Annotated in this window: 11 protein-coding genes and 1 tRNA gene; 5 read left to right on the top strand and 7 right to left on the bottom strand. The window is 72.3% G+C overall.

Annotated features, from left to right (window positions below):
• Positions 1–85: 85 nt before the first annotated feature.
• Positions 86–161: transfer RNA gene (locus ACIQVZ_RS06670), tRNA-Arg, on the bottom strand.
• 642 nt (positions 162–803) lie between these two features.
• Between ACIQVZ_RS06670 and ACIQVZ_RS06665 the strand changes: the two genes are divergently transcribed.
• The 5 genes from ACIQVZ_RS06665 to ACIQVZ_RS06645 all read left to right on the top strand — a co-directional run bounded on the left by ACIQVZ_RS06665 (position 804) and on the right by ACIQVZ_RS06645 (position 6,407).
• Positions 804–1,403 (top strand): single-stranded DNA-binding protein, encoded by a 600-nt coding sequence (locus tag ACIQVZ_RS06665; protein WP_402447716.1) that lies wholly within the window; start codon positions 804–806, stop codon positions 1,401–1,403.
• A 353-nt stretch (positions 1,404–1,756) separates the two neighbouring features.
• Entirely contained in the window at positions 1,757–3,250 is a 1,494-nt protein-coding gene (locus ACIQVZ_RS06660) for a Cys-Gln thioester bond-forming surface protein (RefSeq protein WP_402447675.1), read from the top strand.
• Positions 3,251–3,463: 213 nt separating this feature from the next.
• Positions 3,464–5,128, top strand: a complete 1,665-nt coding sequence (gene ettA, locus ACIQVZ_RS06655) for an energy-dependent translational throttle protein EttA (protein ID WP_079135893.1) — start codon at positions 3,464–3,466, stop codon at positions 5,126–5,128.
• Positions 5,129–5,237: 109 nt separating this feature from the next.
• Positions 5,238–5,681 carry a thioesterase family protein gene (locus ACIQVZ_RS06650; RefSeq protein WP_063349408.1) on the top strand — a complete coding sequence of 148 codons (444 nt, stop codon included), beginning with the start codon at positions 5,238–5,240 and terminating at the stop codon, positions 5,679–5,681.
• Positions 5,682–5,714: 33 nt separating this feature from the next.
• Positions 5,715–6,407, top strand: coding sequence for a hypothetical protein (locus tag ACIQVZ_RS06645; protein WP_350885458.1), 693 nt, complete (start codon positions 5,715–5,717; stop codon positions 6,405–6,407).
• Positions 6,408–6,431: 24 nt separating this feature from the next.
• Here the strand turns inward: ACIQVZ_RS06645 and ACIQVZ_RS06640 are convergent, their stop codons facing one another.
• The 6 genes from ACIQVZ_RS06640 to ACIQVZ_RS06615 all read right to left on the bottom strand — a co-directional run bounded on the left by ACIQVZ_RS06640 (position 6,432) and on the right by ACIQVZ_RS06615 (position 13,249).
• A complete protein-coding gene (locus tag ACIQVZ_RS06640) occupies positions 6,432–6,836 on the bottom strand; it encodes a globin (RefSeq protein ID WP_063351424.1) in 405 nt (134 codons plus the stop codon).
• 98 nt (positions 6,837–6,934) lie between these two features.
• A complete protein-coding gene (locus tag ACIQVZ_RS06635; RefSeq protein ID WP_402447672.1) occupies positions 6,935–8,083 on the bottom strand; it encodes an ABC transporter permease in 1,149 nt (382 codons plus the stop codon).
• The gene (locus tag ACIQVZ_RS06630) at positions 8,080–8,997 is read right to left on the bottom strand and encodes an ABC transporter ATP-binding protein (RefSeq protein ID WP_402447670.1); all 918 of its coding nucleotides are present in this window, start codon (positions 8,995–8,997) and stop codon (positions 8,080–8,082) included. The genes ACIQVZ_RS06635 and ACIQVZ_RS06630 overlap by 4 nt, the downstream gene beginning before the upstream one ends.
• A 143-nt stretch (positions 8,998–9,140) precedes the next feature.
• Positions 9,141–10,382: an FHA domain-containing protein gene (locus ACIQVZ_RS06625; protein ID WP_402447669.1), complete on the bottom strand. Its 1,242-nt coding sequence runs from the start codon at positions 10,380–10,382 to the stop codon at positions 9,141–9,143.
• Positions 10,383–10,455: 73 nt separating this feature from the next.
• Positions 10,456–11,814, bottom strand: a complete 1,359-nt coding sequence (locus ACIQVZ_RS06620; protein ID WP_350885466.1) for a VWA domain-containing protein — start codon at positions 11,812–11,814, stop codon at positions 10,456–10,458.
• Between the two features lie 121 nt (positions 11,815–11,935).
• Positions 11,936–13,249, bottom strand: coding sequence for a protein phosphatase 2C domain-containing protein (locus ACIQVZ_RS06615; RefSeq protein WP_402447668.1), 1,314 nt, complete (start codon positions 13,247–13,249; stop codon positions 11,936–11,938).

The following is a 13,249-nucleotide window of genomic DNA, read 5'->3' as shown; positions in this document are numbered from 1 at the left end:
GGGCGGCGTGCGGACGGGATTTCCGGGAGCCCGCGGTGGCCGGGCAATGCGGCCGCCGGCCTGACGGCCTGCGGGAATGCCATGGTGGTGCCCCCAGCAGGATTCGAACCTGCGACCTACCGCTTAGAAGGCGGGTGCTCTATCCGCTGAGCTATGGGGGCGGGGCGGGCTGCGCCCGGGCGGGCGTGACCGTGGCCGGGTCGGGCGACGAGCGCTGGGGGCGCGCGTCTCCGGCCCCGTACCGTGAGGGTGGGGGTGGGGGTAGTGGGCCCTCGCCCTGTCGGGGACAGGATAAGGGTGCCCAGTTCCTCGGCCGAGTGTGACGACACCGCCGTTGGTGTGTCGGTTCGGTGGAGCGGTCCGATAATCGCAGGTGAACGCCGTGAGTGCAGCGGTCTGGGAGTGTTCCGAGCCGGACGTTGTGCAGTCGTTACGGGGCTGCCGCCCCACCCGTTATGGATTCGGCACGGAGAATGTGTCGCCACCGGCGCGGGTGGGGGGCCGTATTCGGCTTCCTCCGGTCGGATGACGTGCGCGGACGGTCGTCCGGCGCTGTTCCGGGGCGTGCCGGTCGGGGGTGACGAGCAGCGGGTTTGTTGTCATGGCCGCGATGAGATGGGCGCGAAGGGGTGCCGAAAGGCCGAAATTCACCCCTGCGAGTGACGTCGGTTTTCCGGGGCATCGAGTTGTCCACAGGATTTCAGAACTCCCTGGCGGGGATTTCCCGCGAAGCACACTCTCAACGCGCACCGGTCGATTCCGTACGGTGCATCGGCGAGAACGGAGAGTGCGCCGTGAACGAGATGCAGGTGACGATCGTCGGCATTGTCGCGACGGAGGTGACCTACGGCGAAACGGGCAGCGGGGTGCCGATGGCCAGGTTCCGGCTCGGCTGCACCGAGCGCCGCTACGACCGGCAGCGCGAGTGCTGGGCGGACGGCGAGACGCAGTGGCTGACGGTGACGGCCTGGCGGGGCCTCGCGGTCAACCTGATCGGTTCGCTCGCCAAGGGGGACCCGGTGCTGGTGTGCGGTCGGCTGCGGCTGCGGGAGTGGGCCGACGGCGAGGTGAAGCGCACCGGGGCCGAGATCGACGCCCGATCGGTCGGACACGACCTCACCCGTGGTACCTCGGCGTTCCGCTGGGCGGCGGGGGTGCGCGGGCAGCCGTCGGGTGCCGCGGGGCCGGCCGGGGCGCAGGCCGGCCCAGGGGTGGTGCCGGGGTGGATCGCCGACGCGCTGGAGGCGCGGAAGGCCTCGGCGGCGGCCTCGGCGCCGCGCCCGCCGGAGCCCCCGCCGCCGGTGCGGCCGGTGTCGGACGGGGCGTCGGAGGCGGAGGTGGGGGAGCGGGGCCGGGTGGCCGAGGGGGAGCGGGGAGGTGGCGAGCAGGCTGCGCTGATCTGACGGGTCGATGACCTTAACTGTCGACAAATATGTTGATCGAGACAGTTGTTGCTCCCGTACGTGCAATCTCGCCCGGATAACGAAAAGTCGCGAGGGGATTCTGGCTGCTCGTCAGCTTGTGTCGAAACTGAGGGGGTTGATAACGATCCAGATACGGAATCGTCCTGATTTCGCATGGGGGTTTCGAGGCCTGCGGGGCTCAATAGGATTCGTCTGGTTCATACCCGCAGCAGCGCCACAGGGGGCGCGCGCGGCACGGCAAGTCGGCGGGCTGTCCATCGGTGCGGCCCGGCCCGGAGGGATCCCAGATGTTCCAGAGGCAGGCGCGGAGTCTCCCCCGCATAACCACTGTCATGCTCACGACCAGCCTGGTGTTGGGCGGGGGCCTGTTCGCGGCCGGTGCGGCGGCCGCGGCGGACACCCCGGGTGCGGGCGTCAAGGCCGTCCTCCAGAACACGATGTTGGGCGAGAAGATCGACGTCGAGGGCAAGGGGACCGTCGACGGCGGCCTGTTCACCCTCAAGACGTCCAACGGCGAGATCCAGACCTACTGCATCGACTTCGACAACCCGGTCTACCTGGACAGCGCCGCGAAGTACCAGGAGTCGGACTGGAAGTCGAGCTCGCTCGGCGGCAAGAACAAGGTCGAGGCGGCCTCCAAGATCCGCTGGATCCTGGAGAACTCCTACCCGCAGGTCAAGGACCTGACGGCGCTCGGCAAGACCGTCGGCGTCGACGGCCTGACCGCCGAGGACGCCGCCGCGGGCACCCAGGCCGCGATCTGGAAGTTCTCGGACAACAAGAACGCCGTCCCGCGCAACGCCAAGGCCAAGAAGCTGCGCGACTACCTGCTCGGCGACGCCAACAAGGGCATCGCCGCCGAGCCCAACCCCTCGTTGACCCTCAACCCGGACTCCGTCTCCGGGAAGTCCGGCAACAAGCTCGGCCCCTTCACCCTCAAGTCCAGCGCCGCCGAGGTGAAGCTCACCGTCACCGGCGACGCCGCCGACAAGGTCAAGGTGGTGGACAAGGACGGCAAGCCGGTCGGCGCCACCCTGACCGGTCCGATCAAGGAGACCCAGCTGTTCCTGGACGTGCCGGCCGGCACCCCGGACGGCTCCGTCGCCCTCGCCGCCGCCGCCGACACCGTCGTGCCCAGCGGCCGGGTCTTCCTCAGCGAGGGCTACGACCCGAAGCGGCACAGCCAGAGCATGATCCTGGCCGGCTCCAGCAAGCTCAGCGTCTCCGCCGGCGCCAAGGCCACCTGGAAGCAGGGCCAGGGCGCGCTGCTCGACAGCACCGCCCAGGTCGAGTGCGAGAACAACGGCGTGCGCGTCACCGTCACCAACGGCGGTGACGAGGCCGCCACCGTCACGGTCAAGCCGGGCAAGCAGCTGACCGTCCAGCCGGGCAAGACCGAGAACGTGCTCGTCCCGGTCGCCGAGAAGGCCGCCTACGACATCAACGTCACCGGCCCGAACGGCTTCGCCAAGGAGTTCAAGGGCGTCCTGGACTGCAAGACCGATGTGACCCCGCCGACCTCCGGCCCGTCGACCCCGGCCGCGAGCGGCACCCCGAGCACCGCCCCGAGCACCGCGCCGACCGGCACCCCGAGTGGCACCCCGAGCCAGGCCGGCACCCCGTCGGCCGGTGCCAGCACCGCCGCCGCCGCGCACCCGACCCCGGCCGCGACCAGCTCCGCCCCGGGCACCGGTGGCCTGGCCCAGACCGGTGCCAGTGACTCGACCCCGATCCTCGCCGCCGTCGCCGGTGGCCTGGTCCTGGCCGGTGGCGCCGCGGTCTTCGTCCTGCGCCGCCGTGGCCGCCACGGTCGCACCGCCGCCTGAACCGCCCCGCAGGCCCGGAGGCGCTGACCTCCTGAGGCCCTGACGGCACCCGGCCCGGCCCCCGCACCCGCTGCGGGGGCCGGGCCTTCGGCGTTCAACCCCGCGCTGCGGATACCCCCGTGGGGCACACCGGGCGTTCGGGGCTCCCGGCCGGGTGCGGCACAATGGAAGGCTGCAAGCCGAATACTCCCGACGACGCCGGAGCGATCTCACGTGGCGGAATACATCTACACGATGCGCAAGGTGCGCAAGGCGCACGGAGACAAGGTCATCCTTGACGACGTGACGCTCAGCTTCCTCCCCGGGGCGAAGATCGGCGTCGTGGGCCCCAACGGCGCGGGCAAGTCCACCGTGCTGAAGATGATGGCCGGCCTGGAGCACCCCTCCAACGGCGACGCCTTCCTCTCGCCCGGTTTCACCGTCGGCATGCTGCTCCAGGAGCCGCCGCTCGACGAGACCAAGACCGTCCTGGAGAACGTCGAGGACGGCGTCAAGGAGATCAAGGGGAAGCTCAACCGCTTCAACGAGATCGCCGAGCTGATGGCGACCGACTACTCGGACGCCCTGCTGGACGAGATGGGCAAGCTCCAGGAGGACCTGGACCACGCCAACGCGTGGGACCTGGAGGCCCAGCTGGAGCAGGCCATGGACGCCCTGGGCTGCCCGCCCGGCGACTGGCCGGTCACCAAGCTCTCCGGTGGCGAGAAGCGCCGCGTGGCGCTCTGCAAGCTGCTGCTGGAGTCCCCCGACCTGCTGCTGCTCGACGAGCCCACCAACCACCTGGACGCCGAGTCGGTGAACTGGCTGGAGCAGCACCTGGCCAAGTACCCGGGCACCGTCGTCGCCGTCACCCACGACCGGTACTTCCTGGACAACGTGGCCGGCTGGATCCTGGAGCTCGACCGCGGCCGCGCCATCGGCTACGAGGGCAACTACTCCACCTACCTGGAGTCCAAGCAGTCCCGCCTCAAGGTCGAGGGCCAGAAGGACGCCAAGCGCGCCAAGCGGCTCCGCGAGGAGCTGGAGTGGGTCCGCTCCAACGCCAAGGGCCGCCAGGCGAAGTCCAAGGCCCGTCTGGCCCGCTACGAGGAGATGGCGGCCGAGGCGGACAAGATGCGGAAGCTGGACTTCGAGGAGATCCAGATCCCGCCGGGCCCGCGTCTGGGCAGCATCGTCATCGAGGTGGAGAACCTCTCCAAGGCCTTCGGCGAGAAGATCCTGATCGACGACCTCAGCTTCACCCTGCCGCGCAACGGCATCGTCGGCATCATCGGCCCCAACGGCGCCGGCAAGACCACGCTGTTCAAGATGCTCCAGGACATGGAGACCCCCGACTCCGGTGTGGTCAAGGTCGGCGAGACCGTCAAGATCAGCTACGTCGACCAGAGCCGCGCCAACATCGACCCGAAGAAGACGCTCTGGGAGGTCGTCTCCGACGGTCTGGACTGGATCAACGTCGGCCAGGTCGAGATGCCGTCCCGCGCCTACGTGTCGGCCTTCGGCTTCAAGGGCCCGGACCAGCAGAAGCCGGCCGGCGTGCTCTCCGGCGGTGAGCGCAACCGCCTGAACCTGGCGCTCACCCTCAAGCAGGGCGGCAACCTGCTGCTCCTCGACGAGCCCACCAACGACCTCGACGTCGAGACGCTCTCCTCGCTGGAGAACGCCCTGCTGGAGTTCCCCGGCTGCGCCGTGGTCATCTCCCACGACCGCTGGTTCCTGGACCGGGTGGCCACCCACATCCTCGCCTACGAGGGCGAGAGCAAGTGGTTCTGGTTCGAGGGCAACTTCGAGTCGTACGAGAAGAACAAGATCGAGCGGCTCGGCGCGGACGCGGCCCGCCCGCACCGGGCCACGTACAAGAAGCTGACCCGCGGCTGACACCCAGCCGTCACGGCGGCCCGGCAGACTGCCCCTCGGGGCGGCCTGCCGGCCGCCGGCCCGCCGCCACCGCACGGCGGCGGGCGACCGGACGTCGAGGAGAACACCTGTGGCCCGCCACATCTACGCCTGCCCGCTGCGCTGGTCCGACATGGACGCGTTCGGCCACGTCAACAACGTGGTCTTCCTTCGCTACCTGGAGGAGGCCCGGATCGACTTCATGTTCACCCAGGCCGCCGAGGCCGGGGCGGGGGAGTTCGCGGGCGGCTCGGTGGTGGCCCGCCACGAGATCGACTACAAGCGCCCGCTGGTGCACCGGCCGGAGCCGGTCACCGTCGAGACCAGGGTGACCCGCATCGGCGGCGCCTCGCTGACCGTGTCCTACGAGATCAAGGACGTCGCCGAGGACGGCACCGAGACGGTGTACGTCCAGGCCTCCACCGTGGTCGTGCCCTACGACCTGGCGGAGGGCCGGCCGCGCCGGATCTCGCCCGTGGAGCGGGAGTTCCTGTCCCGCTTCATGGACGAGGAGCCCGCCGTAGTCGCCGCCTGAGCACCCACCTCCGACGATTCGAGCTGACCCGCGTTGACCATCACCGCCCGCCTCGCCCTCACCGACGCCGGCGAGGCCGCCGACCTCTCCGCTTTCCTGCTGCGCCTGCTGCGCTTCGACAAGGCGGCGGCCGTCCGGTTGCAGGCGGTGGCCCCGGCCGGGGACGACGGCGTGCTGGCGGTCTTCGGGCGGCTGCCGCTGGGCGGTTCGGGCGCGCTGGCGATCCGCACCGCCCGGCTGACCGGGCCGGCCGAGTCGACCGATCTGACGGTCTCGGCGGGCCAACTGCTGGACGGCGTGGACACCGGGACGGGTGCCGTCGCGCTGCCCGCCCCGGTGACCGGACCGGCCTGGGCCGGGCTGCTGCCGCCGCGCACCGGCTGGCGGCCGGTCGGGGCGCCGCCGGCGGCCGAGGTGTACCCGGAACTGATGGCCGGGGTGCGGGAGTTCCGTGAGCGCAGCGAGGCCGTCCCGGCGCACCACCGCGGCCGTGCGGTGCTGGACGCGCTGGCCGACGAGATCTGGTCCCGCCCGGTCTCCGTGCTGCCGGAGCTGCCGCTGCGGGCGGTGCACGCGGCGTACGTGATCGGCTTCCTGAAGCCCGGGGCCCCGCTCACCGTGCACCGGGCGGGCGGCTGGCTGCGGCTGAGTGCCCCGGCCGGCTCGGTGGCGGTCCGGACGGCGGCCGCGCCCGGCGCGGGGCTGGGGCTCAGCCCGCTCCGCTGACCGGGGCCGGCCCGGCCCGGGGGCTCAGCCCGGGGTGTTGATCATCGAGGCGGCGGCGTAGGTGAGGTAGTCCCAGAGCTGCCGCTCGGCCTCGGCGGGCAGGGCCAGGTCGTCCACGGCCGCCCGCATGTTCCTGAGCCAGGCGTCGTGCGCGGCGCGGTCGACCTTGAACGGCACGTGCCGCATCCGCAGCCGGGGGTGGCCGCGCTGCTCGCTGTAGGTGCGCGGGCCGCCCCAGTACTGCATCAGGAACAGGGTCATCCGCTCCTCGGCCGGGCCGAGGTCCTCCTCGGGGTACATCGGCCGGAGCAACTCGTCCTCGGCGATGCCCTGGTAGAACCGGTGGACCAGTCGCCGGAAGGTCGGTTCGCCGCCGACCTGGTCGAAGAAGGTCTCCTCGCTGAACGTTCCTCGCCGGATCTCTTTCACCCGACCATGGTCGCAGACGCCGACGGGGTCGTACACCGGGACCAAAGGCGTACGACCCCGCAGGGCGTGTGTCGGGGCTCAGGCGACCGGGGCGGCGGTCACACGTCCTCCCACTTGAACAGCTTCCAGGCGACGCCGGTCAGCACGGCCGCGAAGAGCAGCAGCCCGCCCATGGTGGGCAGGGCGTCCATGACGCCGCCGCCGCGGGTCAGCACCGACTGGGCGGCCGTCACCAGGTAGCGCAGCGGCATGACCTTGGAGATGGTCTCCAGCCAGCCGGGCGCGCTGTCCAGCGGGATGAACGCGCCGGACAGGAAGGACATCGGCAGCACGATGATCTGCGAGATGCCGTTGGCCGCCTCCTCGGTCTTGGCGACCGAACCGGCCAGCAGGCCGATCGACATGAAGGCGAGCGTCGCGCAGGCCACCAGCGGGATGACCAGCCACCAGTTGCCGGTGAGCTTGAGCCCGAAGAAGTTGGTGGCGACCGTCAGGAAGACGGCGGTCTGGAGGAGCGAGGTCAGCAGCGAGACCAGGATCCTGGAGCTGATGACCGTGCCCGCACTCACCGGGGCCAGCCGCAGCCGGCGCAGCACCTTGCTCTTGCGCCACCCGACCAGGGTCAGTGCGGCACCGAACACCGCGCCGGTGGCGACGGCCCAGCCGAGCAGGCCGGGGGTGAGGAACTGGATCGGCTTGAGCGACTGGTCCTCGACCTGCTGGGCGTCCAGCACGTAGGCCGGCTTCTGGCCGGTGGCGGCCTGGTTGGCGCTCTGGACCACCGAGTTGACGATGCCCTGGAGCGCGCCGGCGCGGACGGTGTCGGCGGCGCTGAAGCGCAGCTCGACCTTGCCGTCCGGGCCCTGCTCGATCATCGCGTCGTAGTCGCCCTTGCGGACCTTCTCCAGGGTGGCGGCCGCGTCGTCGGTCCTGGTGATGGTGAGGACCTTGTCCAGGTCGACCCGGCCCTCGCCCTGGATCGAGTCGAACAGCTTCACCGCGCCGACCTGCGCCACCTTGGCGTGCGGGCTGCCGGAGCCCTTGCCCATGGTGCCGAAGAACACCAGGAACACCAGCGGGAAGAGCAGGATGAAGAAGGTCGCGGTGCGGTCGCGCTTCATGCCGAGCAGCATCGCGCGGGACAGGCTCCAGAACGCGCTGACCCGCTCCCGCTCGACGCTCGCGCCGCCGCTCGACCCGTCGCTCCGGGCGGGGGTCTTCGGCTCGGTGGACGTGCTGGCGGTCATGCGCGGTACTCCCGTCCGGTCAGCTGGAGGAAGACGTCCTCCAGGGTGGCGCCGCGCACTTCGAGGCCGCGCAGCGCGTTCTGCTCGGCCAGGACGCTCAGGACCGGGCCCGGGAGGCGGGTGGAGACGGAGAGCGAGACGCTGTCGTCCTCCAGGGCGGCGACGTCGGCACCGGCCGCGGTGAGCAGGTCACGGGCGCGCTCGGCGGACAGCTGGCCGGACGCGACGCTGATCCGGACGGTGTCGTCGATCTCGCGGATCAGCGTCGCCGGGGCGCCGGTGTGCAGGATCTTCCCGTGGTCCATGATCGAGACCCGGTCGCAGAGCACCTCGGCCTCGTCCAGGTAGTGGGTGGTCAGGACGACCGTGCGGCCCTCGCCGTTGATGTCCCGCAGGAGGTCCCAGAGGTTGCGCCGGGCCTGCGGGTCGAGGCCGGTGGTGGGCTCGTCCAGGAAGACGATCTCCGGGTCGTGGGCCAGCGCGCAGGCGATCGACAGGCGCTGCGCCTGACCGCCCGACATCTGGTCGGTCATGACGTCGGCCTTGTCGGTCAGGCCGACCCGCTCCAGCATCGCGTCGGCCCGCTTGGGGCCGACCCCGTAGAACGACGCGAAGGTGCGGATGGTCTCCCGGGCCGTCAGTTTCCGGAAGAAGGCGGAGGCCTGGAACTGCACGCCGATGCGCGGCAGCAGTTTCGGATTGCGCGGCCAGGGCGCCAGCCCCAGCAGTTCGACCCGGCCCTCGTCCGGCTTGCGGACGCCTTCCAGGATCTCCATCGTGGTGGTCTTCCCGGCGCCGTTGGGCCCCAGGATTCCATAGAATTCGCCGGCCTCGACGGTGAGGGACACCCCGTCGACGGCCTGTACGTCCCCGTACCGCTGACGGATGCCGTCGGCGGATATAGCTGCAGTCATGTGGCCTGAGCCTAGGGCTTGCGGAGGTCCCTGTGCACGCCCGGGGCGACGAATTTGTGGATCGTTTGAGGATCCGGGAACAAACCGGGCCGGGCGGAGGTTGAATTCCGCCCGGCCCGGCCGGAGTTGTCGCTGACGGTCTTTCAGGCGCGGTGCACCGTGATCGTCGTCCAGGCGCCGATGTGGATCCGGTCGCCGTCGTTCAGCGGCACGGCGGTGTGCGGGGCGATCGGCTCCGCGCCGCCGTTCACGGTGGTGCCGTTGGTCGAGTCCTGGTCCACCAGGACCCAGCTGCCGTCCGCCTGTTCGGCGAGCATCGCGTGCTGGTGCGAGGCGCCCGGGTCCTCCGGCGGCACCGACAGGTCGATCTCCGGCACGGTGCCGCGGTGCTGGCTGCGCCGCCCGATCCGCAGTTGGCCGCGGCCGGTCAGCGGGATGCGCCGCTCGGGGCAGTACGGCGGGAAGAACAGGCCGGCCGCCTCGGGGCCGCTGCGGGCCATCATCTCGGTGAAGTACTCGCGGTCGGCGGAGACCACCGCGATCCAGTTGGCCCGGAGCGGCTCCGCGGGGGCGGCCGCCGGCTGCTGCTGGGGCTGCTGCTGGTGCGGCGGGGCGAGGTGGAACGAGGTGCCGAAGTCGCCGCCGCGGTTGTTCGGGCCGGGGGGCTCGGCGTACACCGGGCCGGAGTCCTCGCGGACGGGGGCCTCGGGGAACGCGCCCTCCGGCGTGGGCCCCTCCGGCCCGTTGGCGGGCAGGGAGGGAGGGTAACCGTAGGTGTGCGCGGGCGCGGCGGCCTGCTGCGGGTGCCGGGTGTGCTGCGGCTGTGGCTGCTGCGGGAGGGGCGGTTGGCCGTATGGCGGCTGTCCGTACGGCGGCTGGGCGGCCGGCGCGCCGCCGTACGCCGCCGGGATGTTCAGCGGCGGCTGGGCCGGGCCGCCGTGCGCCGGGCCGCCGACGGGCGGCGGCTGGCGGCGCGAGGGGGTGGAGAGCTCGTAGTCGTACCCGCACTCCTCGCAGAACCGTCCGGTCTGCGGGCTGCGGCAGATCGGGCAGACCGTCAGGCCCTCGGTCAGGTTGGGGTAGCCCTGGGCCGGTGGCGGCGGCATCGCGCCGGGCTGCGGCGGGACGTTCCCCGACGGCACCGGCGGAGGCGGCAGCGGCGCGCCGTAGGGCGTACCGCGGTGGTCCGGGTGCTGGGGCTGCTCGAACGAGCCTGGCGCCCCGGGCGCCGGGTGGGAGCCGTACGCCCCCGGGTGGGTCCCGTGGGCCCCGTGGGCTCCCGGGTGGGCTCCGGGCGGCGTCGGGGCCGGCGGAGTCATCGGGAAGCCGCAGACGTCGCACCAGTCCTCGGCCTGCGACTCGTGGCCCCTCGGGCAGATCGGCATCAGTTCCCCCTCACATCGAGCCGGCTTGGGGCGGCGTCGCACCGGGTCGTCGGCCCGGTCACGTCTTCAGCGGTCACTTCTTCACACGCACCGTCTTGGTCGACCGGGTCTCAAGGGTCATCGAGTCGGCCTCGCTCACGTTCTTACGGAACCGAACCGTACCCTCCTTCGGGTCCACCACGTCCACCACCTTCTGCAGCAGTTTGTAGGTGCCCTCGTTGCCGGTCGCGTGCGCGATCCGGACGGCGGCGCCCAGCTTGGAGGTGGCGGTGTCGACGTCCCCGGCCCGGTGGGCCTCCAGACCCTCCTGGATGGAGGAGGCCAGCTCGGCCTGCCCGGTGTAGTGGGCGACCTGCGGGCTGATCCGGGTGGAGGACGCCAGGTCGTCGGTCCACACCGCCTTGACCAGGCCCTGGGAGAGCACCTCGGGGGTGCCGCTGCCGACCTGCGGGGGCAGCACCAGGCTGATCCGGGCGGCGAGCATCTCGTTGCCGATGGAGGCGGCCGGGACCTCGACGCAGACGTGGTAGTCGCGGCTCTCGTCGCCCCAGGAGCCGGTGGGGTAGTCGCCGGCCCGGGGGCCGGCCTCGGCGCGCCGGGCGCTGAGGTCCTCGACCGCGGGGGCGACCTGTTTGACGAACTTGACCGCGGCGTTGGCCGGGGTCCAGATCCGCAGCGCGACGTCGGCGACCTGCTTGCCCATGGCGCCGGTCATCATCGAGCGGAAGTCCTCGGCCAGGCCGGAGGGTTCGGCGACGATGTCGACGGTGCCGAGCAGCGCCGAGGAGATCTTGCGCAGTTCGTCGATCCGCCAGTCGGTGCCGACGCCGCGGCAGTCGGCGGTGAAGTGGCCGGTGACCCGCTCGACGGCGCGTTCCAGGTCGACGGCCGACTCGTGCTCGTTGTTGCCGTCGGTGAGCAGGACGGCGTGCCGGATGGCGATGTCGCGGCGGGTCAGGAAGAGCTTGTCGGCCTTGGCCAGCCAGGTGCCCATCGCGGTGCCGCCGGCGGCGGTGAGGCGGCGCAGGGACTCCTTGGCGTGGCCGCGGGTGGTGGCGGAGGCGGTGGCGAGGGTGCCGTCGCCGGGGTAGATGTCGCGGGCCTCGTGGGTGCCGGCGACGACGGCGAAGGCGGTGCCGTCGCGCAGCGCGTCGATGGCGGCGGCGGTGGCCTCCCGGGCACCGTTGATCTTGGTCTTGGGGTAGTCCATCGAGCCCGAGCAGTCCACCAGGATCACCACGGCCGCGGCGGTGTCGGCGCTCTGCGGGCCGCCCGCGTCGGCGATGCCGAGCGGGCGGCCGCCGGAGGTGCCGCCGCCGGTCGCGGTGACCGTGACGATGGCGTTGACCTCGCGGGCGCCGTCGGCAAGGTACTCGTTCTGGAAGATCTCCACGTCGAACCTGGGCAGGTTCGGCTTCGCCAGTGTTGCCATGGGCCGGTGGCTCCCGTCGGAAGGGTCGTCGGTACGGATCGGTCGGTGGGGGCGGCCGCGTCGGGGGCGGGCCGGCGGGCCGGGTGACCGCCGGGGTTGACCCCGGGCGGGCGGCGTCCGGTCAGGCCGTCGGCGGGTGCGGCGGCTGCGGGGGGACGGTGGGTGCGGCGGGAGTGGCGGGCGGTGCCGGCGGGGCGGCGGGGGGCAGCGGTGCGGCGGGGGAGCCGATCACCGGGAGGTCCGGCAGGGTCGGCTCGTAGTCCTCGTCCTCCTCGGCGGCGCGCCTGGCACCCGCCGCGGTGATCAGCGGCAGGTCGAGCGCGGTGGCGGTCCGGGGGTCCTCCTCGTCCTCGCCCTCGCTCCGGTCCTCGGCACCGGCGCCCGCGGCCGGCGGGTCGATCGGCAGGACGGCGACGGTGATGTTGTCGTGGCCGCCGGCGGCGACCGCGAACTTCACCAGGGTCTGCGCCGCCGCGAGCGGTTCGGCGCGGGCGTCCGGCCGGACGAAGTACGCCAGGTCGGTGGCGGCCTCGGCGTAGTTCCACAGCCCGTCGGTGCAGATCAGCAGCACCCCGGGGACGTGCGGCGTGAAGTCGAGGGTGTGCGGGACGACCTCCTCGGCGTCGGCGCCGAGCCACCCGGTGATCGCGTGGGCGCGCGGGTCGGCGTACGCCTCGGCCTCGCTCATCAGCCCGGCCTCGACCATCCGGGCCGCCCAGGAGTCGTCCTGGGTGAGCCGGAAGGGCTCGGCGCCGGCGCGGTCGTCCGGGATCCAGTAGGCGCGGGTGTCGCCGACCCAGCCGATGGTGATCCGGCCGCCGGAGGCTATGGCGCTGACGTAGGTGCAGGCGGGCGCGTTGAGGTCGGGCCGGGCGGGCCCGGGGCCGGTCTGGGCGAGGTCGGCGACGGCCCCGGCGGCGTCGGCGATGGCCTGGCGCATGGCGGCGGTGGGTGCGCGGCCCGCCTCCAGGGCGCTCAGCAGCGACTCGGAGGCGGCGTCGACGGCGGTCTCGGAGGCCTCGTCCGGCCGGTCGGAGGAGGAGACGCCGTCGCAGACCACGGCGACCACGACGGGCTCGCCGCCGGGCAGCGAGGTGGCGGCGATGGTGAAGGAGTCCTCGTTGCGGTGGTGGCGCAGGCCGCGGTCACTGACCCCGGCGACGCCCGCGAGGGACTTCTCCATGTGGTCGCGCGGGCGTGGCTGGGCGCCGCCGCACGCCTCGCAGTAGCCGTCCGCGGTGACCTGCGGCAGCCCGCAGTGCGCGCAGACCGGCCCGTGCTGGGGCGGGGCGCCCTCGGCCCGGGCGGTGGCCCAGTTCGCGGGCATCGCGCCCGGGGCGGTCCGGCCGTCCCGGCTGGCGCCGCAGGCGCCGCAGTAGGCGTCCTCCGGCTCCAGCGGTTCGGAACAGCTCGGGCACACGGTCTGCTGCGGCAT

This window comes from Kitasatospora sp. NPDC098663 (assembly GCF_044760075.1).
Lineage (GTDB): Bacteria > Actinomycetota > Actinomycetes > Streptomycetales > Streptomycetaceae > Kitasatospora.
The sequence above is the reverse complement of the archived record's forward strand: the minus strand, read 5'-3'. Positions and strand labels throughout refer to the sequence as shown.

What these genes read in the sequence shown, in the direction of transcription:
- ACIQVZ_RS06665 (WP_402447716.1), top strand. Translation starts at nt 804, where the DNA reads ATGCAGGTGACGATCGTCGGCATTGTCGCGACGGAGGTGACCTACGGC.
- ACIQVZ_RS06620 (WP_350885466.1), bottom strand. Translation starts at nt 11,814, where the DNA reads ATGGCAACACTGGCGAAGCCGAACCTGCCCAGGTTCGACGTGGAGATC.
- ACIQVZ_RS06625 (WP_402447669.1), bottom strand. Translation starts at nt 10,382, where the DNA reads ATGCCGATCTGCCCGAGGGGCCACGAGTCGCAGGCCGAGGACTGGTGC.
- ACIQVZ_RS06635 (WP_402447672.1), bottom strand. Translation starts at nt 8,083, where the DNA reads ATGACCGCCAGCACGTCCACCGAGCCGAAGACCCCCGCCCGGAGCGAC.
- ACIQVZ_RS06630 (WP_402447670.1), bottom strand. Translation starts at nt 8,997, where the DNA reads ATGACTGCAGCTATATCCGCCGACGGCATCCGTCAGCGGTACGGGGAC.
- ACIQVZ_RS06660 (WP_402447675.1), top strand. Translation starts at nt 1,757, where the DNA reads ATGCTCACGACCAGCCTGGTGTTGGGCGGGGGCCTGTTCGCGGCCGGT.
- ACIQVZ_RS06615 (WP_402447668.1), bottom strand. Translation starts at nt 13,249, where the DNA reads ATGCCGCAGCAGACCGTGTGCCCGAGCTGTTCCGAACCGCTGGAGCCG.